Origin of the sequence: Cohnella hashimotonis (assembly GCF_030014955.1) — a bacterium.
Classification (GTDB): Bacteria; Bacillota; Bacilli; order Paenibacillales; family Paenibacillaceae; genus Cohnella; species Cohnella hashimotonis.
The window spans coordinates 1,230,846-1,254,635 of the sequence record NZ_JAGRPV010000001.1; the positions used below are offsets into that span (position 1 = coordinate 1,230,846).

Sequence of the window (23,790 nt, forward strand, 5' to 3'; positions counted from 1 at the left end):
GGCACAGGGGACATAGGGAAGAATTATTGATAGAAAAAAAGACAGCTTGGAAGGAGGCATCCAAGCGTTTAGCTTCATTTGCGACGCTGGCTTCGCGCGTTGTCCTCCAGCATGTTGGACACGCGCCGGAAAACAAGGGGCACCGCGGTGCTAAGACCGATTGCTATCCATTCGCCGCTGCCTTTATGCTTGGCGACGGCATAGATCAAGGCGCTCATCAAAATGTCGTAGATTACGAACGCGCGAATCCGTGATACGGGAATGACGATCATCACATAAGGCTTTGCCGTATGCCGGACGGGGGCGGAATCGAGCAAGCCGGTCACTCCTCTCCATCGCGCTTGCAACGATCCAGCTTATTCGCGCGGGATTGTCCGCTATGATTGGTCGGACACGATCGGAGTTGAGCGGGGATTCCCGGATGCGGTACAATGAGAAAATAGGCGATTGGCGCGATTCCTTTTTTGCTGACTCGATATATGCCGCGCCGATGGAGGCCTTTATGCTGCGAGCTTTATTCGGCGAACCCCCTTACGATTGGGGAGGTCCGCTTCGGAATACGATTGACGCGATGGAGCGCTTTGCGCTGCTGATGCAAGAGCAAGGAGAAGGGGATTCGGTCGAGGCGGCACGGATCCGCAAGTATCAGATCTGGACCGAGGGCCTGCTTCGCTCGCTGGACGAGCTGGAGTCGAGCCGATACGCGGCGCTTCGGTTCGCCAAGATGCTGAACGTGACCTCCTTCGAGGAGATGACGCCGGAGGACCGGCTCAATTATTATAATCACATCTATTTTGACAAAAATGCGTTCATTCGCCTTTTCTCGGTGCTGGACAAGCTCGGTACGCTGATGAATGAGTATTTGGAACTCGATACGGAGAATCGCGTGGAGAACCACTTCTCCTTCTTTTCAGTGCTGCGCAACATGCGTCACAACGGTCTGCACCCGGATCTGGCGGAGAAGCTTGAAGCCGTGTACGAGCCGCGGCGCGAGACGATGGGCCGGCTGCGCAGAAGGCGCAATATGGAGATTCATCAGATGAACGCCGAGCTCCAGGACGATCTGCTGCAGGTGCTGCACGTGAAGCGCGAACAGCCGCATCTCGAGAATATCGACGAGAACATGAACGATCTGAACGAGGGCTGGGAGCTTGTGTATCTGACGCTCGCGCTCGTTTTCAACCATATGTGCAAAAAGGCCAAGAAACAGGCGCATCACGCCTAAGGAGCGATCGCAAGTGGAGACGTTGAAGCTGGCAGGCAGAACGGCGCTCGTCACGGGCAGCGCCAAGGGGCTCGGCAGGCGGACCGCGCTCGAGCTGGCAAGTCTCGGCTGCGACGTGGCCGTTAACTACGTGAACAGCCGCGAAGAGGCGCTGCGCGTCTGCGAAGAGATCGAGGCGATGGGCAGACGCGCCGTCGCCGTCCAGGCCGACATCGCCAAGACTGAGGATGCGGAGCGCCTGGTGCGGACGGTCGAGGAGCGCCTCGGCGGCGTCGACATTCTCGTCAACAGCGCTGGGCCGTTCATCCGCAAGCGCAAGCTGTTCGCCGACTATACGGCCGAAGAGATCGACTTCCTGATGAACGGCAACCTGGTGGGGACGATGCATATGGATCTGCAAGTGCTGCCGGGCATGCGCGAGCGGGGCTGGGGACGCATCATCCACTTCGGCTTCGGGCATGCGGCCGAGGCGAGATCCTGGCCGCACCGGGCGGTCTACGCGGCAGCCAAGGTCGGGCTCGTCTCCTTCACCAAGACGCTTGCCGTCGAGGAGGCATCGAGCGGCATCACGGTTAATATGATCTGCCCGGGGGACATCCGCGGCAGCTTCAAGGAGAAGGGCATCGCGGACGCCGCAGGCGTGCTCGACGAGGAGTCTCCTCGCGGCCGTCCCGGCACCGGCGAGGACGTGGCGCGCGTCATCGGTTTCCTGTGCCTGCCTGAATCCGACTTCGTCACGGGCAACACGATCGACGTTTCCGGCGGCCTGGACCCGATCAAGAGCAACGTGCGGCGCGCCAAGGACGAATGAAAAAAAGAAGCCCCGCACCGCCGGCGCTAGGCCGGACGAGCAGGGCTTCGAACGTTCCCGTCAGGGAATATTAGAATACTTGTACGACTTCCTCGATGCCTTCGACTTCCTCGAGCAGCGCGCGCTCGATGCCGGCCTTCAGCGTGATCGTGGAGCTCGGGCAGCTGCCGCAAGCGCCCATGAGGCGAAGCTTGACGATGCCGTCCTCTACGTCGACGAGTTCGACGTCGCCGCCGTCGCGCTGCAGGAACGGGCGCAACTTGTCGAGCACTTCGAGCACCTCGTCGTACTTCGTTGCTTCTTGAACGTTGTCACTCACAATCATCCACTCCCTTCTTCACAATATTATAATACAAATTGCGCGCGATTAAAATGGGATGTCTCCGGGAAAGGAGAATGGCGATGAATATCGTTGAATTTTGCGTCAGCAACGCTCACCATGGCACCGACCGGCTCATCGACAAGCTGAACAAGCTGCCGGACCTGGAGACGATCGAATACGGTTGCCTGGGCAACTGCGGCGAATGTTACCTCTCTCCGTACGTGATGGTGAACGGCGCGACGGTCGTCGCCGAGACGGCTGAGGCGCTGTACGATGCAATCATGGAGGAGCTGGGCAGCCAGGACGAGCACCGCAGGGCGCTCGACAAGCTGCTGGACGATCTCTGATCAGCCGTCCGGTTTCCGATTTTAGCCGAAATGGCGGCGGCTCTTCCAGAGCACGCCGCTCTTCAGCATGCGCGGCACGCGCCCCATGATCGGCGTATGGCCCATAATGCCGAAGCCGGATTTTTTGCCGAGCGAACCCAACGTTCCGCGCAATCTGATCTTGGGCAAATGAATGCCCTTGCCGTGCACCCGCGCGGACAGCACGTGCGCGACCTGCTTGCCCTGGGCTTGCGCGAGCTGCGCGCTCGGCGAGAAGGGCTGGCTCGAGCAGTCGCCGATGACGAACACGTTCGGCGCGTCCGGCATTTCGTGGTACTCGTTGACGACGAGCCGGCCAGCCTTGTCCTTCGCATATTCGAGCCGCTGAATAAGCTCGACCGGCTGGATGCCCGCGGTCCACACAATGACGTCCGAGGCGATGTCGCCGGTCGCCGTATGGATGACGCCTTCGCCGATGCTCGTCGTCGTGATATGGGACAGCATCTCGACGTTGTGTTCGCGGAACCAGTCGGCGACGAACGATTGAAGCTTGCCCGGGAAGCCGGACATGACGCTTGGCCCGCGGTCCACGATCCGGATGTTGAGGTCCGGGCGGCTCTCGCGCAGCTCGGCTGCGACCTCGACGCCGCTAAGTCCGCCGCCGATGATCGAGATTTGTCCGTAAGGCGCCGTATTGTTCAGCATCTGATAAGTCTTGCGCGTGGCCGCAAGAGACTGGATGCTGCAGGCGAACTCCGCAGCGCCTTCGATGCCGTGGTAGCTGTCGGTACAGCCCAGCGCAAGCACCAGGTAATCGTACGTCAGCGGATCGCGCTCCGCGAAGTTAACGCGGCGATCTGCCGGCGAGATGTCCGTCACCTCGCCGTGCACGATCTCAAGCTGCGGGTGCTTCGGGTATTCGACGCGAATATCCAGGTCGGACGACGTACCTGCAGCGAGCGCGTAGTACTCGGTTTTTAACCCCTGGAATGGCATGCGATCGACCAGAAGGATCCGCACGTCAGAGGGGAGTTTATCCTCAATCAGCTCGTTCACGAGCGTCAAACCGCCGTAGCCGCCGCCGAGAATGACGATATTGCTCACATTAAACGACTCCTTCTATTCGTAGACCTTGACCTCGTTGTAAAGCGTATCGCGTTCTACCGGGATTCTACCCGCTCCCTTAATGAGCCAAACCAGGTCTTCCCGCGTGATTCCGGCCGGCGTGAGTGCACCGGCGGCATGGCTGATACGTTCCTTCACGATCGTCCCGTGTGCGTCGGAGGCGCCCATCGTGAGCGCCACTTGCGTAAGCTGCGTCCCGATATTAATGAAGTAGGCCTTGACGTGCTGGAAGTTGTCCAGCAGCAGACGGCCGATCGCGATCGCTTTGAGATCGTCGAACGCGGAGTTGCGGCGGCGGATGCCCGCCTTCGGGCTCGTCGGCTGCATGGACAGCGGGATGAACACCTGGAACCCGCCTGTCTCGTCCTGCAGCTCGCGCAGCTGCAGCATATGCTGCACGCGTTCCTCGACCGATTCGACGGGGCCGTACAGCATCGTCGTAGGCGTCCGCATGCCGAGCTGATGGGCGGTACGATGGACCTCGAGGTATTCCGATATGCCTGCCTTTTCGACACGCATCTTGTCCCGGTATTGATCAGACAGAATCTCCGCGCCGCCGCCGGTGAGCGACTCGAGGCCGACGTCCATCAGGCGCTTGAGCACGTCGCGGTAGGACAAACCCGAGATACGGGAATAAAAATCGATCTCCGCGGCCGTATAAGCCTTGATTGTCACCTGCGGGTAGCGCTCCTTGAGCGCGCGGATCGATTCTACGTAGTATTCGAAGGGGACATGCGGGTTATGACCGCCGACAATATGGAATTCTCTGGCCGTAGGCGTGATGTGCTGATCGACGTACGCGAACATTTCCTCAGGCGACAGCGTATAAGCGCCCTCTTCGCCCTGGTCCTTGCGGAAGCTGCAGAAGGCGCAGTGAGATTCGCATACGTTGGTGAAATAAAGGCTCATGGTCTCGGTAAAATAAACCTTCTTGCCGTTCTTCTTCAGGTTGACTTCGTTAGCGAGTTGGCCGATCGTGAGCAGATCTTCGGATCGATACAGGTGGATGCCGTCCTCGAGGGACAGCCTCGCGCCGGAACGAACTTTGTCGGCAATCTCCGCCATGCGCCGGTCGGGATGCGTCGTTATGAGTGTCATGGAGAACATGACCTCCTCCGGATGGAATAGGATAGACACGCCTGCCATGAATGGCACGGCGAGTTCGAGCAATAGTTTGTGAAAAAAGGAACATAAGAAAAAGATAAAAAACCTGTTTCAACACACTATTAGCATTATAAGCCTCCGCAGAGTACAGGGCAATACATAACAGGTAGGTATATTTCATCCGAAAAGTGGGAATGACCTTGAATAATAAACAAATTATGGTACTGTATTAGAAGATCAATCGAATAAAAGGGAGCCAATAAGAATGACGAAACCCGATGTTCTGCCGCTTCAGGAATTGGAGCAGCTTGAGCAATCCGACATGATCGCAACGCTGCAACAATACCGCGCAACCTACACGATCAAAGATCTGACGCAAGCTTGGGGGCTGAACAACCCGATTCAATATTATATGTGGCTTCGCAAGCATCAGATATATGAGCAGCTCGTGCGCCGGACCGATAAGTTCGAGCCGACCAAGGAGTGGAAGCGCACGCGGGATGCCGACGCCCAACATGGAGACGACAGGCGCGTCAAAGGTTTGCCGGCGGACCAGTTCCGCTACGGCATCGACACCGAGTCGACCGGGCCGGAGCTTGCGATGGTGTTCCGCAGACTTGCGGATTTTCTGGGCAACGAAGCGGGCAGCTTCCGCTGCAGGATCGAGCTCAAGGCGATCCAGATGCCGGCGGCCGCCCTGGCCGAGTGGAAGGACGAAGAACCGGGCGCGTGAGCGCCCGGTTTTTGATTGCATCGAGATGGGCTGGGCCCAGCCGACGAGTGCTTAAGTCGCGCTGAGGCACGCATCGTGCACCATCATGGTGCACGAAAGCAGGGCTGCCTTGCATAGTCGTGCTGAGGCACGCATCGTGCACCATAATGGTTGCACGAAAGCAAGGAGGCCCCGCCCTAGTCGCGCTGAGGCGCGTATCGTGCACCATAATGGTGCACGAAAGCAAGAAAGCCCCGCCCAGTCGCGCTGAGGCACGCATCGTGCACCATAATGGTGCACGAACGCAAGGAAGCTCGGCTCAAGTCGCGCTGAGGCACGCATCGTGCACCATAATGGTGCACGAACGCAAGGAAGCTCGGCTCAAGTCGCGCTGAGGCACGCATCGTGCACCATAATGGTGCACGAGCGCAAGGAAGCCCCGCCCCAGTCGCGCTGAGGCACGCATCGTGCACCATAATGGTGCACGAAAAATGGTGCACGAAAGCAAGGAACCCCGCTAAGTCGCGCTAAGGCATGCATCGTGCACCATTATGGTGCACGAAAGCAAGGAGGCCCCGCCCTAGTCGCGCTGAGGCGCGTATCGTGCACATAATATACAGTAACGCAACTCCACTCCAAAGGCTCACAGATAAGCCGAAGGTCGCGCTACGCTCAGTCCACAATCTCGATGTCCATGTTATAGAGCAGCGACGTAGCCTCCGGCAGCATAAACTTCGCCTTCTGGATGCGGTTCTGCGTCGGATTGATCGCGTAACCTGTGGCCCGCGAGAAGTCGGCGCCGGTCAGCGTCGTATCGCCGAACAGGCTCTCCGTGAGATCGGAGCCGGCAAAGCTCGTATCGGCGAGCTCGGCTTCCCTGAAGTCGGCGTTTTTAGCCATGCAATCGACGATCGCGCAGCCGGGCAGCTTCAGTCCGATAAAGGTAGAGTGGCTGATCGTACATTGGTTAAAACTAAGCATGCGCCGTCCTGCCGTTCTCGGCCAATCGGCCTCGGTCCAGTTGACGCCGACGACCTTGCATTTGACGAACGAGACGTCCGCGAACTCGCTATCCAATATCTTGATGAAGTTCAGATTGCAGCTCTCGAAGGTACAGCCGGAGAACTTGCACGCACTGAACGCAGCCTCGCTGAAGTCGCAGTTCCTGAAGGTGCAATCGTAGAAGCGTACGGACGAAAGCTCTTCATTTGCCAATTGAAGGTCGTTAAAGGTCTCGTCATAATACTCGTCTTCGGTAAACGCTATCATGCCGCATCCGCTCCGTTCCTAAGGACTTCCAGCTAAGTATAGCACAGTCGACCAACGCCCAAGCAGGTCCGATCCCCTTGAGAGAACCGGCGGAGAGGAGTATACTGTAGTCAGTTCGATTACTGTTTTTATACGTCAGGAGGGACCGTACATGATTCAGATCACTGAGGCGGCCGGTCAGAAAATACAAGAAATGCTCGCAGCGGAGGAAAACGAAGGATTGTTTCTGCGCGTCGGCGTGCAAGAGGGCGGTTGCACGGGCTTCTCATACGGAATGGGCTTTGACGACGAGCAGCACGAGGACGACCGCGTGCTCGATATTCGCGACCTGAAGGTCGTCGTCGACCAGGACAGCGCAAAGTACCTGAACGGCCTCGAGATCGACTGGAAAGAGTCGGGTCTTGGCGGCGGATTCACCATTTTTAACCCGAACGCGACCGCGACCTGCGGCTGCGGCTCCAGCTTCCGCACGGCGACCGACGCGGGCAAGCCTGCTGCGGCTGGCGAGTGCTGATTAGGGGATTTGGTATTTAATAAGCTGCCGAGGCAGCTTGATTTTGAAATACTGAATTTGCGGGCTGCAAATTTCGACCTTCCATGCTGGGTGTTGACGACAACATACAGTATGGAAGGTTTTTTTCTTTAGATATCCGTTCTATATGACTCAACGGCCTTTAATTTCAAGTTATCGATGTGGAGTCGTTTAGATTCAACGTTGAAATTGTTAAAGTCGAATGGTCCTAACCTCTTTTTTGTTTCGGTATCAAGTATCCAGTAGTAAACTTTTGATTGATCGGGAACCTGGTACGAACGATTGTCTCTTTCATATTTCAATCCAAGTTGCTTAGCTACGACATATTTGCTATTCCAAGCCAGTTCGACTACTTTTGCAGGTATGATTTCATTATCAATGCGCCACCCTTCAGATGGGGCGATGAATATTTCATGCGCAGAGTTCCTGTTCAATTTATAATCATTAGGAAGATCGTACTCATAATCCGCATATCCTGGACACCCTACTAATAAAAAGATACTGAAGAACACGATTAAACATTTCCGCATCCTCATCGTTTTCACCTCTAGCCTGTACGAACACTTTATGATGGGTAATCAAGCAATGGCATCAACTAAAATGAAATGAAGGGTAGCCTTCTACGTCTTCTATCGTTATTTGACCAGTTCCCTTCGCCAAACACTCGAAAGGCAAGCTCACGAAATATTTGAGCCGCCTCGTTTAAACCCTCATAACGATATTCGTAATATATCTCCCTGAATCTTGTGTTGCGGTGTCCGAAGTGAAGAAATAACCTGGTGTTCAACACCTGTTGATTATCATTGCTATATTGATTTACTGTGATCAAGTAATCTCGCTGAAAACATGTAACTCTTAATCGACAGTTCTCATTTTCAAATTTAATTTCCTTATCGATCAGGGCTGGTAGCAGAGGCTCATCTCCTTGATCTAGAGTGCTAAGCCTAATATTACCACATATTGTAACTGATTTGGGGGTTGAGATAAGCAGAGGATAAGAGGAGACTTCTTTATTACCGTCTGGTTTGTTGAGTAAATAATTCAAGTTGTGATGTAAAAATTTGAATGTCGTAGTTAGCATTCAGATTATTTTTTATTCTTAAGTCATTCACTTCGGATAGTTTGCGGATAAGCTCCTCGGCGACGAAGCGAATATTGTCACTTGTAAATAAATGCTTTTTATCGGTGGATTGCTCCGTAACCCAAGTTACGCTGTTTTTCTTATGATGGACATCGATATAAAACCCGCCGCAACCAAAAATGCCACAGGAGCACGTAAACATAGGGAATCTCCCGTCGGCCGCAAGAGAATTAAAAAACTCCGAGATCACGAATACTTCGTCGGAATCTTCATTGATCTTGGCTTCATTAACAAAAAGATAAACGCTTTCGTGTATTTCTGGTGCGAGCACGCGTTTGTGTTTGGACACATTCATATATTTTTTGCTTACATTCGCAACCACTGTAACAGTTAGTTTATCGTAATTCCGTTTTTTAAATAACATATCTATTCCCCCCCCCTTGAATGTACGGATAGGGCGTATAAAGTGTACTTACTCCGAATCACGCAGTTTTTATACTTCCTGGTGAAGTTTATAACCTGTTACGCTGGATGTCTGATGATCATGCACGTACACGCTCTGACATGACTTACACGACCAAACAGACCTTTCAGGCAGTGGAAATTCCTGGATGAAATCTCGATCAAGCGTGTCAAGCTCTTTATCTGTGTAAACAATGTATTGTTCAATATCCTCGCCTCCACATTTGCAAGTGCCGACTGGGAGGACCATATTATATTCGTCTACGACGTATTCCCTGGTACGTTTTACGCCCTCGAAAAGATAAAGTCGCTTGCATCGAGGACATCTCCACACCTCTTCTTCAGGCCAATCGAGTACCTGCACATTATCCTTGCATGCCGTTTTCCAATCTTTAAATTTAGTCACATGCATTTGAATATCATTTGGAACCGTACTGTTCGATAGTGTGTTGCCGCAGCTGCAACCGAATCTTGCCATATTGTCTCACCTTTCTCGTCCATGTTCGTGCCTCACGAAAACCAACTTAGTCAATCGCTGGCGCATACTCTTTTGGGGGATTGTCAAAGCCATTCCAGTACACCCAAAGCCTGCTACAGCTATCGCACTGAAAGAACATTTTCATCTTCAAGTAGAGTTCTTCAGCGTCAACTGCTCCTTGTAACTCGTCGAAATCAGTATCCGATATAAACATATACTGTATCTTGCATGGGATATCGCCCATACGAAGCATATTTCCGCAAGTGCATTGAATTTTGGGCATGGCTTTCTCTCCTAACATCTTAATAGAAGCTCTCAGTAGCCTGCAAATGAGCGCCAGCACGCTCGTCCCTGCCGGCGAAAGACCAGTCTAGTCCGTTCCGATCGACAACAGCTCCCGTATATCCGCCTCGCTGAGCGAGGACAGCGACTCCGTCCCCGGGCGGATGACCTCATCGATCAAGTGGCGCTTGCGCTGCTGCAGCTCGGCCATCTTGTCTTCCACGGTACCTTGGGCGACGAGACGGATGACTTGTACGGCGCGCTGCTGACCGATCCGGTGCACGCGGTCCGCTGCCTGCTGCTCTACTGCAGGGTTCCACCAGAGGTCGTACAGGATAACCGTATCTGCTCCGGTCAGATTCAACCCCGTGCCGCCCGCCTTGAGCGAAGCGAGGAACAGCTCGCGTTCCCCCGCGTTAAACCTGTCGCACAGCTCCACCCGCTCCGCTGCCGGCGTGTCGCCGTCCAGATAGAAATGGGTCATGCCTCGCGCCGCGAGCTCTCGCCGGATCATCGCCAGCATGGACGTAAACTGGGAAAAGACGAGCGCGCGTCTGCCGGCGCTGCGGCAATCGTCCAGCAGCTCGAGCAGCTGCTCAAGCTTGGCGGAGCCCCCGGCGTAGTCTTCGACGAACAGCGCCGGATGACAGCAGAGCTGGCGCAGCCGCGTGATGCCCGCCAGGATACGGATCCGGTTGCGGTCGAGCGTATCCTGATCCAGATGCTTGAGCGTCTCGGTCCGGAGCTTGGCCAGATAGGCCGCGTACAGCTTCTTCTGCGCCGGCAGCAGCTCCGAGGCGATGACCGACTCGATCTTGTCGGGCAGCTCGCGCAGCACGTCCGACTTGAGACGCCTCAGCACGAACGGACGGATGCGATCCGACACTTCCTCGCGGGACAGCTCGGAGAACGCGCGCCGCCCCGGGAACAAGCCCGGAAATACCGCGCCGGCAATGGAGCGAAGCTCGTCCAGCGCGTTCTCGATCGGCGTACCTGTCAGCGCGAAGCGCTGCTCTGCCACGATCCGCTTGACGGCTTGGGCCGTCTGTGTCGTCTCGTTTTTGACCGCCTGCGCCTCGTCGAGGATAAGCGTGTGGAACGTCAGGCCCGCATACAGCTGGATATCCTTGCGCAGCAGCGGATAGGAGACGACGATCGCGTCGAAACGGGATGGGTCCGCCAGCGCTTCCGCGCGCTCGCTTTTTCCGCCGTCGGCAATCCGGCACCGGATGTCCGGCGCGAACTTGCGCAGCTCGCTCTGCCAGTTGTACATGAGCGAGGCGGGGCAGACGATTAGCGCCGGCTGGCCGCGCTCGCGCATGACCGGCAGCATCGAGACGACGAAGGCGATGCTCTGCACCGTTTTGCCGAGGCCCATGTCGTCCGCCAGAATGCCGCCGAAGCGATAGTGGGCGAGCGTGCGCATCCACTGATAGCCGTACAATTGATAATCCCGCAGCGTACCGGCGAGCGCAGTCGGGGCTGAGGCTAACGCGGCTTGGTCCGGATGGCGCAGGTCGTCGAGCAATCCTCGCAGCGCGCGCCCGTGCTTGACGACAGCCCCGCCCTCCGGCTCGAGCAGATGGAGGCCGCGGACGAGCGGCAATCGCAGCTTCCCGTCCCTAAGCTCCGATGGCAGCATGCCGGTTGTGTCGAGCAGCCTGTTGACCTCCGCGAAGTCCTGGCCGTCCAGCGGCACAAGAGCGCCGCCGGTCATGCGGTAATAAGCGCGCTTCTCCACGAGCGCCTGCAGGAGCGACTTGATCTCGGCCTCCGGTATGCCCGCGATGTCGAATTTGAATTCGAGCCAGTCGGTTCGTTCGTCCGTATCGGCCGATACCTTGACGACGACCGGATCGGGCAGCAGGCGGATGCGGACCGCGGCCGTGGCGTAGACGCCGAGCAGCGGCTCGAGCAGCGGAAGCACCCGGTACAAAAATACGAACTCGCCTTCTTCGTCGCCGCTCATCACGTAGCCCGCTTCGGTGCGGACGAAGGCGCTGCCTTCCATGAGCTCGAGGATGCGCCGTTCGCGCTCGCCGTCCCTTACTAGGATCGGCCCGTCGTCCGAGCGCTTGGGACCGGCCGCCTCCAGCGGATTGATGACGACGGAGCCATAGTGGAACTCCAGTCCGGCCAGCAGCCGGTCGCGCACGCGATCCAGGTACAGCTTGGCCTTCAGCGGCTCGCGGACGATCTTGTCCGACACCGCTTCGGCGATCTTCACGCTGCCGAGCCGCATGAGCCCAGGCACGACGCGTTCCATAAAGCCGTCCGCCTGTTCGCGCGGAATGCGAACCTGCCTCACGTCGCTTACGTTCGGTGCCGCCGCCCGCCCTGTCGCTCCCGCGGCCGCCGCCGCCCGCTCGGTCCCCCGCTCTGTCGCAGACGCCGACGTCGCCGCCGGCAGCATGCGCTGGAGCTGCGCCAGCTGCGTGCAGGAGGCGCGAGGCAGCTTGACGAGCCCGTCCTCCGTCAGCACGAGCCCGTATGCCTCCAGTACGGTGACCGACTCGATGCCGCGGACATCCAACAGGCAGCCGCCGTCCGCGTCGAACGGATCGTAGTCGATCTCATAGCGCACGGGCAGCGGCCCCTCGGCCGACGGCAAGCCCGGCAGCAGGCGCTCGCCCGTCTGCAGAGAGACGTCCGAGGCACGGCAGAGCAGTGCGTAAAGCGCCTCCCAGTCCTCCGGCGGAATCCGGAGCGTCCGCTGGCTGCGCGCGCCGCCCAAGCCCGAAGGAGACCGCACGAAAGCGACGTCGCCTCGGTTGAGACGAACGAGCTCCCGAATGATGTCATCGTCGGTCTCCGAAAAGCAGTGCAGCTCCGGATCGTAAGCGAACGTCCTGGCGATCGGATACGATTCGCCGCGCTCGACGCTGTCGAGCCAGCCTCCGATCTGCTTGACCGCATGCATCCGCCCGGATTCGGAGCCAATGCGCGCTTCGAGGCCGAGCGCAGGCTCGCGGCCGTCGTCGAGCGAGACGCAGACGAAGGCGACCGACAGCTGCTCGCGCGTCTCGAACCGTTTGCGAGTGCCGCTGCGCGATACGGGCTTGGACGCGAACAGTCCGATCACTCTCGCGGCCAATCCGCCTTCAGCGTCGGCGTCTTCCGCGCCGGTCTTCTCCGCGCCGGTGCGATCGGCTTCCGAAACAGCCGCAGCTTCGGGGACGCTCCCAGCCAGCCGATGCTCGAGAATCCGCAGCAGGACGGCTGCGATATGATTGCAATATTTATCGTAGGAAGCCAGGGAGGGGCAGGTGCAGGAGGCTGCTACGTCTGCCGTTCGCGAGATCCGGATTCCCGTCTCGTAGACGGATTTCCCGCTTCCCTGGACGACCGCTTCGTATACGCCAGCTTCATCGTCGTAAGCGGTAAAGGTCACTTTGCCGGCTCGGGCATAGGCAAGACCACTCTCGTAGGCGATGCGGCCGCAGAGCGAACGAACGGTTTGGCGCGTGAAGGATGCGTTCATCGGACTAAACTCCTCTTCTCGTCGCTGCCTGGCGGCAGGCAATCCAATATGTCTTCCTATGATACCAGATGCGAACCGTTTGCGGAGTGGCCCGGGTGCGGCGGCGAATGCTGTGAATAAAGTTGTCCAGCTTTCCCACAGCGCCCGGCTTGAGGATTCGGGCTTTGTCCACAGAACATAGGTGTTTTATTCACAGTCAGTTGTGGGTAAAAGGGCAGGTTGGCCGCTATCTTTCGCCCGCCGACAAAAGGGCGGGTTGCCATGTCTATTCATCCAAGAGACTGCGCGGATGTCCGAGTATGCTGGTTATATACCGGCTAAAAGGAGGACTGGCGCATGCATCAGCAGAACGGGCGCATGCTGGCGAGCAAATGGCTCAAAACGACGGCGCTTATGACGAACGGCTATGTGGCGCGTCACATCCCGCCTACGAGAAGATACAGCACGGGGAATTTGAGTGCCATGCTGAACCTTTACGGCATGGTCGTCCTGAAGCCCGTCCGCGGCGCAGGAGGACACGGCTTGATCAAGGTAACGCGTGCCGGCGGAGGTTATCGGGTTCATGCGAAAAGCAGCGTTCGTTCTGTCGTCACGTTCGCGGGACTCTGCGCGCATATCGGCAGGCTCAAGGGAAGGCGCGCCTACCTGATCCAGCGCGGCATCCGGCTGGCCACGGTCGCCGGGAGGCCGATCGATTACCGGGTCAAGCATGTAAAGACCGCAGCAGGCTGGCAAATCAGGGCGATGGTCGGACGCGTGGCGCGCAGAGGGCTGTTTGTCACCAACCTCTGCAGGGGCGGCATGCGGGTTTCGGCCGGCCAAGGAATCGCCAGATCCCTGTCGGGGCGTCTCGTCGGGCCTAAGAAGAGCCAGATGCGCCATTTGACCCGTACGTCCACGGCACTGCTGGAGAGTCGCTTTCCGGGAATCGGGCAGTTGGGTTACGATTACGGCATCGACCGCAGCGGGCGAATCTGGATGCTCGAGGTCAATACGCGGCCGCAGTAACGGCTAGCGCAAGACGCATATCAATTATTGGCAGCTATCATCGCAAATTTCGCTATGAATTATTTTTATGGAAAAAACAGTATTTTGCCTGTGGATAAAACCATCCACATAATTCTCTACGGTCGAACACGGATAACGGGATTTTTCAACAAAATAATCACACCTTGTACACAGCTTGGTGTGGATAGCGAGATGCTTGTCCGTCAGTTGAAGAGCATGCTATGATGCATCACGAAGAGCTCGCCTGGCGGGTTCCTCGTCAGATTAGCCTGCTTAAGAAAGGGTGTAGGCCATGTTGCCGTTGTTGTCCGATGAGCTGCTCTTGGAAGCTTACCAACATGCCGTCCGCTTGAAGCTGGAAAGGGAATTCGTACATCTGCTGCACGCCGAGATCCGGCGCAGACAACTGCCTATCAAGGAAGAGCGGCTTGCGAAATAGTCGCGTGCATCCCCACCATATGGATGAAGGCATCCTCGCTTTTTCGGCCGTTCGAGCCGAGGGCAGGGATGCCTTCTTTATTATAAATGCGCCGTCCGATGCGTTTAGAACTTCGAATTCGCCCCCGGTCGGAGCATCTCCGAGGCGGACCTGGACGCGCTTTGGTTAGGTCCGGCGTCTCCGCGAACAGGCCTCGTCCGCAAGCGGGATGCGTTCAGGATAAAGCCAGGCGGAACAGGGTAAATTTGTGGAGAAGTCCAAACGATTTTGTAACAATGAACCTTGAAATAGAAGGGTAAAGCCGATATGATTCTTTTGAGGCAAAGAGACAAATATGCCTATCTTCATTGTGGATTTTTTCACATGTTGAACACCAAACTGGATTGGATGGGATCCCATGAGCAGTATACCCAAAATCGTCATCCTAGGCGCGGGGTACGGCGGCGTTCTGACGTCGCTGCGTCTCCAAAAAGAGCTTAATTATAATGAAGCTGACGTGACACTCGTCAATAAGCATGATTATCACTATATTACAACGCATCTCCATATGCCTGCAGCCGGGACGGACCATCCGGACAACGCGCGCGTGAGCATCTCCAAGCTCATCGACGAGTTCAAGATCGACTTCGTCAAGTCGACCGTCGTGCAGATTCGTCCGCAGGACCGCAAGGTCATCCTGGAGGACGGTACATTATCCTACGATTATCTGATTATCGCGCTGGGCGGCGAATCCGAGACGTTCGGCATTCCGGGCATGGCGGAGAATGCCTTCACGATCCGCAGCATCAACTCGGTCCGGCTTATTCGCGAGCATATCGAATATCAATTTGCCCGCTACAAGCGCGAGCCGCATCGCACGGACTATCTGACGTTCGTCGTAGGCGGCGCCGGCTTCACCGGGATCGAGTTCATCGGCGAGCTGGCCGACCGCGTGCCGGATCTGTGCAAGCAGTTCGACGTGGACCGCTCGCTCGTCAAGATCATCAACGTCGAGGCGGCGCCGACCGCGCTGCCGGGCTTCGATCCGGAGCTGGTCGAGTACGCGATGGAGGTGCTGCGCAAGAAGGGCGTCACCTTCCGCATCGGCACCGCCATCAAGGAATGCACCGCCGACGGCGTCATCGTCGGCGAAGGCGAAGAGATCAAGTCGCAGACGGTCATCTGGTCCGGTGGCGTCCGGGGCAACCGGCTGATCGAGGAAGCCGGCTTCGAGACGATGCGCGGACGCGTCAAGGTCGACGAGTATCTGCGCGCGCCGGGCCACGAGAATATCTACGTGCTCGGCGACAACTCGCTGATGTTCAACCCGGAAGGCCGTCCTTACCCGCCTACGGCCCAGATCGCGATGCAGCAGGGCGTCAACTGCGCGCACAATCTCGTCGCTTCGATCCGCAATCAGTCGCTGCGGCCGTTCGTGTTCAGCAACAAAGGCACGGTGGCTTCGCTGGGCAAGGGCGAGGCGATCGGGATGGCGTTCGGCAAAAAATACAAAGGCCGCACGGCAGCCTGGATCAAGAAGCTGATCGATCTTCGCTACCTGTTCATCATCGGCGGCATCCCGCTCGTGCTCCGCAAGGGCAAGTTTCTCTAATGCGGCACTGCAGCGTGCAGGTGCGCGGGCTGCTGACGCGGGACGAGCTTGACCGGTACAATGCGCTGATGGAAGTCGGCGGGTACCTCGAGTCGCAGCAGCGTTACGACCTGTCTGCAGTCGTGCAGGCGGAGGTGGACCTGCTTATCCAGCCGGGCATCGAGCGGCTCAAGGAAAAGGGACGCGAGCGCGACCGCATGTCGCAGGAATACCTGGAGGAACGCCGGCGCGCGGAGTGGGAAGCGCAAATGCGCGCGGCGATGGACGACGAGGACGACTAAGCGCGAGCGCGCGATTATAGGCAGGCCGGTTCCGATTCGATCGGAGCCGGCCTGCCTTTGCTTTGGCCGCCGGCTTGACGAAGGCGTGCCGCAGGCTGATAATAGGCCGTACTTGCAGTCATTCTAACGGTGAGGATGAAACCGCATGGCCTTCCTGAGAAGACTGTCGATCCGCTCGCAGCTGTTCATTCTGGCCGGATCGGCCATCCTCGTTATTTTGGTTATCATATTCCATACGTATACGACGATGTCCGGGATGATTACCCGCAACCACGAGACGTACGTCAAACAGACGGTCGCGGAGATCAAGAAGAACGTCGCCTCCAACCGGGACGTTCTTTTCCGCCTGATGCAGACGATTTCGTACAATGCCGACGTCCAGAGCTTCCTCGTGGAGAAAAACGAGCTGCGGCGCTACGAGATGTTCAAAGAAATCAGCCGGCTGCTCACCAGCCAGAGAGAGCTCAAGGACGGCATCCTCGACATCGTCGTGTCCGGCGACAATGGCGCCTCGATCGACATCAACGGCGGCAGCCGCTATGTAGCCGATTTGAACGCCCGGTTGCCCGACAAGTCGAACGCCTATTACGTGGACATGCGTCAGTTCGGCACGCTGTACGGGTCGGGACAAGGGCTTGTTTTCGCCACCACGATCTATTATGTGCAGCAAGGCGAGCTGTTCAATACGCGAGTGGGCACGCTGTATTTTATCGTCGATCCGGCGTCGCTCGCGGGCGAGCAGGATTATACGCTCAAGCAGACGAACACGCAAATTTACCTGCTCGACCGCTCGTACAAGATCATCGCCAGCAATACGGAGCGGGAGACGGGCAGCCGGCTCTCGGAGCTGACCGACAGACTGAAGCAGGACGGGATTCAATCGTTGAAATGGCAAGGCAAGCAATACGTCGTTCAGACCGAGAGCCTGCCGGGCGTCGACGCCGTTATTTTAAGCGCCGCGCCCAAGGACGCGCTGCTGCGGGAACTGCTCGATATCCGCAAGCAGGAGCTGATCATCCTGGCGATCGGGCTGCTCGTGCTGGCCGTGCCGTTTATGTTTATCGTCAACAACATTTTGCGGCCGCTCAAGAAAATGATTTTTTTCATGACGACCGCCGCGGGCGGCGACAGCCTGAAGTTCAGGAAGCGCATCTCGCTCAAGGGCTACATGGAGATCAGCATCATGGCGGCTGCGTTCAACGACATGCTGGACGAGATCGAGCACCTCACGCAGCGTCTGCTGGAGACGAACGCCAGGCTGTACGGAACCGAGCTGGAGCGCAAAAAGTCGGAGCTCGCCTTTCTTCGCAGCCAGATCAATCCTCATTTTCTGTACAATACGCTCGAGGCGATCACCGGCATCGCAGCCGTGAACGGACAGGGCAGCATCAAGACGATGACGCGCGCGCTGTCCAGCATCTTCCGCTACAGCGTGAAGGGCGCGGACGCCGTCCCGCTATCCGAGGAGATCCGGATCGTGGAGGCGTACGCGCGCATCCAGCAGATCAGGTTCGCGGACCGCTTCACGGTTCGCTATCGCATCTCGGAGGCGGCATCCGAACGTGTCGTGCCCAAGATGATCCTGCAGCCGCTCGTGGAAAACGCGATCTATCACGGCGTCGAGCCGACGCTGCGGCACTGCGTGCTGGAGATCGCGGGGGAGATCGACGCGTCGGGCGACCTGATCGTCGACGTGCGGGACGACGGTGTCGGAATGCCGCCGGCGCGGCTTGAGGAGCTGCGGCGCATGCTGCAGGATCCCGCTTCCGCACCGGGGGAGGCGGACGAGCCCCGCAGCATCGGGCTGGTCAACGTGAACAACCGTCTCGCGCTGACATTCGGTCAGCCGTCCGGCCTGTCGATCGACAGCTCGCCGGAATGGGGGACGCATATCAGGCTGCGGTTCGCACGCGAGAGGAGGGATTCGGATGCATAAGGCGCTGCTCGTCGACGACGAGAGCTGGGTTGTCGAGAGTCTGAAGGATCTGGTCGATTGGGAGCGCTACGGCTTTCGCGTGGTCGGACAGGCAGCCAGCGGGGAAGAGGCGCTCGCGGCCATCGGCAGGCTGCGTCCGGACGTCGTATTCACCGATATTCGGATGCCGGAAATGAATGGCTTGGAGCTGATCCGCAGAGGGAGAGAATTGCCGGAGCCGATCCAGTTCGTCGTCGTCAGCGGCTACGCGGAGTTCGCGTACGCCCAGAAGGCGCTTGCCTACGGCGCGGCGGCCTACTGCCTCAAGCCGTTCGACGAGATCGAGATCGCGGGCGTGCTCGTCAAGCTGGCGGCCAAGCTTGAAGCGCGCGGCGCGGATCCGGCCGAAACGCTGCTGCGGCTCCTCGACGAGCCCGATCCGGCGGTCGCGGAGCGGCTGCTCGGCGAGCTGCGGGAGCGCGGGCTCGCGGCGCGCATCGCCGCCGGCGTCGTGCCGGTCGTCGCGATCGGCGGGGGAGAGCCGCCGGGACTCGGGGGCGCGGTCTTTCGGCTCAAGACGGGGGCGTCCAAAACGGCCTACTTGGTCGGCGCCTCCGAGGTTCAGGCTGCCCGCGAAGGCTGGGAGGCCGAGATACCGGACGGCGTCACCGGCATCGGCATCGGACGCCAGGTCGCGGACTGGCAGGAGATCCGCGACGCCATCGCGGAGGCGGATCTCGCGGCGCACCAGCGCTTTGTCGCCGGGCGCAGCGGCGTCTTCGAACCGGTCCCCTGGCAGGAGGAAGCGTTGAATGCATGTATGCTGGACGTCGGCAATGCGGTCGAGGACAAGAACGGACCGGCGCTGTCGGACGCGTTCGCGCGTATCGGATCGCTGTTCCGGGAAGGCGGACTGTCTATCCGGCACGCTTTTCAAGTTTACAATATGACGAACTCCTTCCTGTTCAAGCTGGGCCGAACCGAGACCGCGCTGTACAGCTACGAGCAGTTGACGCATGTTTTCGCCGACGTGCATGCCATGCTGGCGGGTCTTGCGGCCGTGTCGTCCCGCTATCTCAAGCAAAGCGACGCGCCGTTGCCGGAGACGCGCAATCAGACTTTTAACGCGATCCTGCAGCACGTGACCCGGCATTACCGGGAGGATCTGTCGCTGCAGGGACTGTCCGAGCAGTTTTTCATGAACCCGAGCTATATCAGCCAGCTGTTCAAAAAGGAAACGGGCGAAACGTTCACTGCCTACGTGGCCAGACTGCGAATCGGTCAGGCTTGCGAGCTGCTGCGGGAGGGGGACGATTCCGTGCAGGACATCGCGGCCACAATCGGTTACCAGGACTACTTTTATTTCACCCGGCTGTTCAAGAAGCTCACGGGCAAGACGCCTTCGCAATATCGGGAGTCGCGGTAAGTAGCTGTAATTAGCTGTAAGTAGCAGTTGGGGGCGCTAAAACGGGCCGCGTCAAGCGCTTGCAGACCTGGCCGCATTTGCCTATGTTTTATTTTTAGAGAATCTATGGACGTATTTTAGAAAACCTTCGCCGAAGGTTTTTTCTTTTCTTGCGAACGCTTTCAAATTGCAGGCAAATCCATAAATCCCGTGCATACCCCGCGCGGCCGGCGAGAGGGATAATAAGTCCCAGAGCAATGGCAGCGCTTACGGGAGGTACGCAATGGAAAAAAGATTTGGGAAGGAAATCTACAAAAGCCGCTATTTGTACATCCTGCTCCTTCCGACCGTGTTGTTCTACGTGCTGTTTCAATACTTCCCGATGTACGGCGTTCTGCTGGCATTCAAGGAATACCACATCCGGGAAGGGATACTCCGCAGCCCGTGGATCGGCATGAACAACTTCGAGGAATTGGTCAAGCAAAGCGAGTTTTGGCGGGCGTTCCGCAATACCATCATCATCAGCGTCGGACGGATCGTGCTGGAGTTTCCGGCGGCCATCGCGCTCGCGCTGCTGATCAACGAGGTCGTCCGGCAGAAGCTGAAAAAGTTTTACCAGACCGTTTACACGTTCCCGCACTTTATCTCGTGGGTCATCGTAAGCGGCATCATGTTCAACTTTCTGAGCAACGACGGGGTACTGAACCAGATCATCGCGGCGCTGGGCTTCGGAAAGCAGACGTTTCTGACCGATCCCGGACTGTTCCGCCCGATCATCTTCCTGTCGAATATCTGGAAAGAGATCGGATGGAGCGCGATCATCTACCTGGCGGCCATCGCGGGCATCAATCCCGAGCTTTACGAAGCCGCGCGCGTCGACGGCGCCGGACGCTGGCAGCAGCTGCGGGCGATCACCTGGCCTTCGATCCGCGGCACGGCCGCGATCCTGCTCATTCTGGCCGTGGGCAACGCGATGAACGGCGGGTTCGATCAGATCTTCAATCTGTACAACCCCGGCGTCTACGCGACGGGAGATATTATCGACACCTACGTGTACCGGGCGGCCTTCTCGGACGGCTCGAGCTTCGGGGTGACGACGGCGGTCGGACTATTCAAGGCGGTGCTCAACTTCGCCCTCCTGTACGGCGCGAACTACATGGTCAAAAAACTCGGCGGAGAGGGGCTGGTCTAGATGGAGACGACGATCGAGAGAAAAGCGAACACCAAGCCGGCGCCGGCCGCTCTTCGCCGCAGAAAGCGAAGCTGGGCCGACATCGCCATCCACGCCGTTCTTATCCTGCTGACGATCGGCACGCTGTTCCCGTTTTACAACGTCTTGATCATGTCGTTCAGCGATTCGGCAGCAGTCTCCAAGCAGGTCGTCTACCTGATTCCCACGACGTTCAAGACGACGGCTTACAGCTACATCTTCCAGGAGCCGCGCTTCTTAAAGGCCTTCCTCGTCACGCTGTTTGTGACGGTCGTCGGCACGTCGGTCAACCTGATCGTCACGTTGACGGGCGCCTACGTGCTGGCGAAGAAGGGGTACCCGGGAAGAGGCATCGTCATGTCGGGCATCATCTTCACAATGTTTTTCAACGGCGGTCTCATCCCGTTCTACCTGACGATGAAAAACCTGCATCTCATCAACAACTTGTTCGTCATGGTGCTGCCGGTCGCGGTCAATACGTTTTATCTGATGATCTGCATCGCCTTTTTCCGCACGCTGCCGGCCGGTCTCGAGGAGTCCGCGAAGATCGACGGCGCGAACGATATCCAGGTGTTCTACAAGATCGCGCTTCCCGTCTCCAAGCCGATGATCGCCACGATCGCGCTCTTCTATGCGGTCGACCGCTGGAACGAGTGGTGGTACGGCGTCCTGTTCATGACCGACGTGAACCTGCTGCCGCTGCAAGCGCTGCTGCGGGAGCTGCTCACGAATTATGCGCAGGTGCTGTCCGGCATTACGACCAGCGTCCGCTTCCAGGATTCGGGCCTGTATCCAGAGATGCTCAAGATGGCGGTGCTCGTCGTCAGCGCGCTGCCGATCGTCTGCCTGTACCCGTTCATGCAGCGATATTTCGCCAAAGGCGTGCTGATCGGCTCGATCAAGGGATAGTAAGAGCGACAAGCTTTTATTATAAAAATATCGAAGGGGACTACACACATGAAAAAAGCGAAGCTTCTGGGTTCTGCTGGACTATCCGCCGTCATGCTGGCTACCGTGCTTGCGGGCTGCGGCAACGATTCGAACAAAGAACAGGCTTCGTCCTCCGCGCCGGCCGCCGCTTCTTCGCAAGCAGCGTCTTCCGCGTCGGCTTCCCCTGCGGGGGAGGCCAATCCGTACGCGGAGCACCTGGACCTGTCCGTCTCCTGGTGGGGCATCGGCGTCGGCTTCGAGAAGCATGACGAGATGCTGCAGAAGCTGGAGAAAGACTTCAACGTCACCTTGAAGCCGATGGACATCGGCTGGGACAACTACAAAGAAAAAGCGCAGGTGTGGGCCGCGGCCGGACAGCTGCCCGACATCATCACCAACAGCATCACGAACGACAATCCCGCCACGTATAACGAATGGGTCAAGCAAGGACTCGTGCATGCGCTGCCGGACGATCTGAGCGCTTATCCGAACGTCGAGAAGGTCGCCAAGGCGCCGGAGGTGCAAGGTATCTACCGCGAAGGCAAGCTGTACGCGATACCGCGCATGACGTATCCGAACACCGACCTGTGGGCCGTGGACCGCGCGATCTACGTCCGCAAGGACTGGATGGAGAAGCTGGGCATCCAGGATCCCAAGACATTCGACGAGTTCGAATCGATGCTGACCGCGTTCGCCACCAAGGACCCGGACGGCAACAACAAGCAGGACACCACCGGCATCGTCATGAATACACTGGGCTATTTCAAATCGGTGTTCGTCCCGACCTTCCCGCAATTCGGCAACCAAAGCTGGCTGAAGGAAGACGGCAAGTGGATCCCGTTCTACGCGTCCAAGCAAATGGACAACGTCGTCGTGCAAGCCCGCAAGATGTACGCGGACGGCGCGCTCGACAGGGACTTCGCGGTCGAGAAAGCCGGCGAGGCCAACCAGAAGTTCTATCAGAACAAAGCGGGCGCGCTGGCGTTTAACGTAGATTCGGCGAGCGGCTCGACGGGCATCCGGGCGGAGTGGGAGAAAAACAACCCCGGTCAGAACTTCTTCGACCACGTGAAGGTGCTTCACCTTTGGCCTGCGGCCGACGGTACGATCTATCGCCACACGACCAACTCCTGGTGGTCCGAAACGATGATCAACGCCGACGTCGACGACAAGAAGCTGGACCGCATTCTGCGTATCTACGACTGGCTGCTTTCTCCGGAAGGCAAGGAAATGTTCGACTACGGCATCGAAGACAAGGACTTCACCAAGAGCGGCGACCAGTACACGATCACGCGTCCGAAGGACGGCGATTCGTACATCGATCTGAAAAAGGAATATCCGTCGATGGACATTATCTCGCAGCTGGCGATGTGGCGCAACGTGAGCGCGATCGAGGATTCGCCGATCAACCGGGCCGCGAAGGGCGACGACGTGGTACAATTCGTCCAGGACGAGCTGAACTGGCAGATGCAGAACGCCAAGCCGATCCCGACGGCGTTCGAGATCTTCACGATGTCGACGCCGGCCAAGGATAAGCTGTCGGCCATCAACTTCGACGACGACTTTACCCGCATGATCCTGAGCAAGGACGATCCGGTCGCGATGTGGCACGACATCGTCAAGGGCTACGACGGCAAGGGGCTGCAGCAGGCGATCTCGGAAGTGACGGCGGAGATGGCGAAGCAGGGGAAGTAAGCGGTTGAAGTAGGGCTTACGGAATGCTGGCGTGCAAGAGGAAAGCTAGAGGAAGCTTGAAGGAAGCTTGAAGGAAGCTTGAAGGAAGCTTGAGGAAATGCCTGCC

At 57.9% G+C, this 23,790-nt stretch carries 24 protein-coding genes; 14 read left to right on the forward strand and 10 right to left on the reverse strand.

Features of this window, described 5'->3' with window-relative positions:
- Positions 1–74: 74 nt before the first annotated feature.
- Entirely contained in the window at positions 75–317 is a 243-nt protein-coding gene (locus KB449_RS04815) for a hypothetical protein (RefSeq protein WP_282907282.1), read from the reverse strand.
- A 185-nt stretch (positions 318–502) separates the two neighbouring features.
- Here KB449_RS04815 and KB449_RS04820 point away from each other — a divergent pair, with 185 nt between their 5' ends.
- Positions 503–1,225, forward strand: coding sequence for a Cthe_2314 family HEPN domain-containing protein (locus tag KB449_RS04820; protein WP_282907283.1), 723 nt, complete (start codon positions 503–505; stop codon positions 1,223–1,225).
- Between the two features lie 28 nt (positions 1,226–1,253).
- Positions 1,254–2,036: an SDR family oxidoreductase gene (locus KB449_RS04825; RefSeq protein WP_282912740.1), complete on the forward strand. Its 783-nt coding sequence runs from the start codon at positions 1,254–1,256 to the stop codon at positions 2,034–2,036.
- Positions 2,037–2,106: 70 nt separating this feature from the next.
- Here the strand turns inward: KB449_RS04825 and KB449_RS04830 are convergent, their stop codons facing one another.
- Positions 2,107–2,355: a NifU family protein gene (locus KB449_RS04830; RefSeq protein ID WP_090111072.1), complete on the reverse strand. Its 249-nt coding sequence runs from the start codon at positions 2,353–2,355 to the stop codon at positions 2,107–2,109.
- Positions 2,356–2,438: 83 nt separating this feature from the next.
- Here KB449_RS04830 and KB449_RS04835 point away from each other — a divergent pair, with 83 nt between their 5' ends.
- On the forward strand, positions 2,439–2,705 hold the full coding sequence (locus tag KB449_RS04835; protein ID WP_282907284.1) for a YuzB family protein: 267 nt from the start codon (positions 2,439–2,441) through the stop codon (positions 2,703–2,705).
- Positions 2,706–2,726: 21 nt separating this feature from the next.
- On the opposite strand, the gene KB449_RS04840 is transcribed toward KB449_RS04835, so the two are convergent.
- Entirely contained in the window at positions 2,727–3,788 is a 1,062-nt protein-coding gene (locus tag KB449_RS04840; RefSeq protein ID WP_282907285.1) for an NAD(P)/FAD-dependent oxidoreductase, read from the reverse strand.
- A gap of 15 nt (positions 3,789–3,803) precedes the next feature.
- Positions 3,804–4,907, reverse strand: a complete 1,104-nt coding sequence (gene mqnE / locus KB449_RS04845; RefSeq protein WP_282907286.1) for an aminofutalosine synthase MqnE — start codon at positions 4,905–4,907, stop codon at positions 3,804–3,806.
- A 271-nt stretch (positions 4,908–5,178) separates the two neighbouring features.
- Here mqnE and KB449_RS04850 point away from each other — a divergent pair, with 271 nt between their 5' ends.
- Positions 5,179–5,646 (forward strand): hypothetical protein, encoded by a 468-nt coding sequence (locus KB449_RS04850; RefSeq protein WP_282907287.1) that lies wholly within the window; start codon positions 5,179–5,181, stop codon positions 5,644–5,646.
- Positions 5,647–6,297: 651 nt separating this feature from the next.
- On the opposite strand, the gene KB449_RS04855 is transcribed toward KB449_RS04850, so the two are convergent.
- On the reverse strand, positions 6,298–6,894 hold the full coding sequence (locus tag KB449_RS04855; protein WP_282907288.1) for a pentapeptide repeat-containing protein: 597 nt from the start codon (positions 6,892–6,894) through the stop codon (positions 6,298–6,300).
- 151 nt (positions 6,895–7,045) lie between these two features.
- Between KB449_RS04855 and KB449_RS04860 the strand changes: the two genes are divergently transcribed.
- Entirely contained in the window at positions 7,046–7,408 is a 363-nt protein-coding gene (locus tag KB449_RS04860) for a HesB/IscA family protein (protein WP_090110616.1), read from the forward strand.
- 128 nt (positions 7,409–7,536) lie between these two features.
- On the opposite strand, the gene KB449_RS36410 is transcribed toward KB449_RS04860, so the two are convergent.
- From KB449_RS36410 to KB449_RS04875, 5 genes are all read right to left on the reverse strand, one after another.
- The gene (locus tag KB449_RS36410; RefSeq protein ID WP_350356209.1) at positions 7,537–7,962 is read right to left on the reverse strand and encodes a DUF3997 domain-containing protein; all 426 of its coding nucleotides are present in this window, start codon (positions 7,960–7,962) and stop codon (positions 7,537–7,539) included.
- A 477-nt stretch (positions 7,963–8,439) separates the two neighbouring features.
- Entirely contained in the window at positions 8,440–8,931 is a 492-nt protein-coding gene (locus KB449_RS04865; protein WP_282907289.1) for a hypothetical protein, read from the reverse strand.
- Positions 8,932–9,000: 69 nt separating this feature from the next.
- Positions 9,001–9,447 carry a hypothetical protein gene (locus KB449_RS36745; RefSeq protein ID WP_488192479.1) on the reverse strand — a complete coding sequence of 149 codons (447 nt, stop codon included), beginning with the start codon at positions 9,445–9,447 and terminating at the stop codon, positions 9,001–9,003.
- A gap of 46 nt (positions 9,448–9,493) precedes the next feature.
- Positions 9,494–9,730, reverse strand: a complete 237-nt coding sequence (locus KB449_RS04870; protein ID WP_282907290.1) for a hypothetical protein — start codon at positions 9,728–9,730, stop codon at positions 9,494–9,496.
- Positions 9,731–9,817: 87 nt separating this feature from the next.
- Positions 9,818–13,210, reverse strand: coding sequence for a DEAD/DEAH box helicase (locus tag KB449_RS04875; RefSeq protein WP_282907291.1), 3,393 nt, complete (start codon positions 13,208–13,210; stop codon positions 9,818–9,820).
- A 336-nt stretch (positions 13,211–13,546) separates the two neighbouring features.
- On the opposite strand from KB449_RS04875, the gene KB449_RS04880 reads away from it, so the two are divergent.
- From KB449_RS04880 to KB449_RS04920, 9 genes are all read left to right on the forward strand, one after another.
- Complete coding sequence (locus tag KB449_RS04880; protein ID WP_282907292.1) at positions 13,547–14,218, forward strand: YheC/YheD family protein; 672 nt, start codon at positions 13,547–13,549, stop codon at positions 14,216–14,218.
- A 292-nt stretch (positions 14,219–14,510) separates the two neighbouring features.
- On the forward strand, positions 14,511–14,657 hold the full coding sequence (gene sda, locus KB449_RS04885) for a sporulation histidine kinase inhibitor Sda (protein ID WP_090110608.1): 147 nt from the start codon (positions 14,511–14,513) through the stop codon (positions 14,655–14,657).
- 397 nt (positions 14,658–15,054) lie between these two features.
- Positions 15,055–16,248, forward strand: coding sequence for an NAD(P)/FAD-dependent oxidoreductase (locus tag KB449_RS04890; RefSeq protein ID WP_282907293.1), 1,194 nt, complete (start codon positions 15,055–15,057; stop codon positions 16,246–16,248).
- A complete protein-coding gene (locus KB449_RS04895) occupies positions 16,248–16,529 on the forward strand; it encodes a hypothetical protein (protein WP_282907294.1) in 282 nt (93 codons plus the stop codon). The genes KB449_RS04890 and KB449_RS04895 overlap by 1 nt, the downstream gene beginning before the upstream one ends.
- 145 nt (positions 16,530–16,674) lie before the next feature.
- Positions 16,675–18,465: a sensor histidine kinase gene (locus tag KB449_RS04900; protein ID WP_282907295.1), complete on the forward strand. Its 1,791-nt coding sequence runs from the start codon at positions 16,675–16,677 to the stop codon at positions 18,463–18,465.
- Positions 18,458–19,870, forward strand: coding sequence for a response regulator transcription factor (locus tag KB449_RS04905; RefSeq protein ID WP_282907296.1), 1,413 nt, complete (start codon positions 18,458–18,460; stop codon positions 19,868–19,870). The genes KB449_RS04900 and KB449_RS04905 overlap by 8 nt, the downstream gene beginning before the upstream one ends.
- Before the next feature lie 262 nt (positions 19,871–20,132).
- On the forward strand, positions 20,133–21,041 hold the full coding sequence (locus tag KB449_RS04910; RefSeq protein ID WP_282907297.1) for an ABC transporter permease: 909 nt from the start codon (positions 20,133–20,135) through the stop codon (positions 21,039–21,041).
- Complete coding sequence (locus KB449_RS04915) at positions 21,042–21,968, forward strand: carbohydrate ABC transporter permease (RefSeq protein WP_282907298.1); 927 nt, start codon at positions 21,042–21,044, stop codon at positions 21,966–21,968. It begins immediately after the preceding gene.
- A 48-nt stretch (positions 21,969–22,016) separates the two neighbouring features.
- On the forward strand, positions 22,017–23,684 hold the full coding sequence (locus KB449_RS04920; RefSeq protein WP_282907299.1) for an extracellular solute-binding protein: 1,668 nt from the start codon (positions 22,017–22,019) through the stop codon (positions 23,682–23,684).
- The last annotated feature ends 106 nt before the right edge of the window (positions 23,685–23,790 follow it).

Excerpts from the sequence above, each read along its gene's own strand:
- KB449_RS04875 (WP_282907291.1), bottom strand. The coding sequence starts at position 13,210 with ATGAACGCATCCTTCACGCGCCAAACCGTTCGTTCGCTCTGCGGCCGC.
- KB449_RS04895 (WP_282907294.1), top strand. The coding sequence starts at position 16,248 with ATGCGGCACTGCAGCGTGCAGGTGCGCGGGCTGCTGACGCGGGACGAG.
- KB449_RS04835 (WP_282907284.1), top strand. The coding sequence starts at position 2,439 with ATGAATATCGTTGAATTTTGCGTCAGCAACGCTCACCATGGCACCGAC.
- KB449_RS04920 (WP_282907299.1), top strand. The coding sequence starts at position 22,017 with ATGAAAAAAGCGAAGCTTCTGGGTTCTGCTGGACTATCCGCCGTCATG.
- KB449_RS04880 (WP_282907292.1), top strand. The coding sequence starts at position 13,547 with ATGCATCAGCAGAACGGGCGCATGCTGGCGAGCAAATGGCTCAAAACG.
- KB449_RS36745 (WP_488192479.1), bottom strand. The coding sequence starts at position 9,447 with ATGGCAAGATTCGGTTGCAGCTGCGGCAACACACTATCGAACAGTACG.
- KB449_RS04820 (WP_282907283.1), top strand. The coding sequence starts at position 503 with ATGCTGCGAGCTTTATTCGGCGAACCCCCTTACGATTGGGGAGGTCCG.
- KB449_RS04850 (WP_282907287.1), top strand. The coding sequence starts at position 5,179 with ATGACGAAACCCGATGTTCTGCCGCTTCAGGAATTGGAGCAGCTTGAG.
- KB449_RS04890 (WP_282907293.1), top strand. The coding sequence starts at position 15,055 with ATGAGCAGTATACCCAAAATCGTCATCCTAGGCGCGGGGTACGGCGGC.
- KB449_RS04860 (WP_090110616.1), top strand. The coding sequence starts at position 7,046 with ATGATTCAGATCACTGAGGCGGCCGGTCAGAAAATACAAGAAATGCTC.
- mqnE (WP_282907286.1), bottom strand. The coding sequence starts at position 4,907 with ATGACACTCATAACGACGCATCCCGACCGGCGCATGGCGGAGATTGCC.
- KB449_RS04865 (WP_282907289.1), bottom strand. The coding sequence starts at position 8,931 with ATGTTATTTAAAAAACGGAATTACGATAAACTAACTGTTACAGTGGTT.
- KB449_RS04910 (WP_282907297.1), top strand. The coding sequence starts at position 20,133 with ATGGAAAAAAGATTTGGGAAGGAAATCTACAAAAGCCGCTATTTGTAC.
- KB449_RS04905 (WP_282907296.1), top strand. The coding sequence starts at position 18,458 with ATGCATAAGGCGCTGCTCGTCGACGACGAGAGCTGGGTTGTCGAGAGT.
- sda (WP_090110608.1), top strand. The coding sequence starts at position 14,511 with ATGTTGCCGTTGTTGTCCGATGAGCTGCTCTTGGAAGCTTACCAACAT.
- KB449_RS36410 (WP_350356209.1), bottom strand. The coding sequence starts at position 7,962 with ATGAGGATGCGGAAATGTTTAATCGTGTTCTTCAGTATCTTTTTATTA.
- KB449_RS04915 (WP_282907298.1), top strand. The coding sequence starts at position 21,042 with ATGGAGACGACGATCGAGAGAAAAGCGAACACCAAGCCGGCGCCGGCC.
- KB449_RS04870 (WP_282907290.1), bottom strand. The coding sequence starts at position 9,730 with ATGCCCAAAATTCAATGCACTTGCGGAAATATGCTTCGTATGGGCGAT.
- KB449_RS04855 (WP_282907288.1), bottom strand. The coding sequence starts at position 6,894 with ATGATAGCGTTTACCGAAGACGAGTATTATGACGAGACCTTTAACGAC.
- KB449_RS04900 (WP_282907295.1), top strand. The coding sequence starts at position 16,675 with ATGGCCTTCCTGAGAAGACTGTCGATCCGCTCGCAGCTGTTCATTCTG.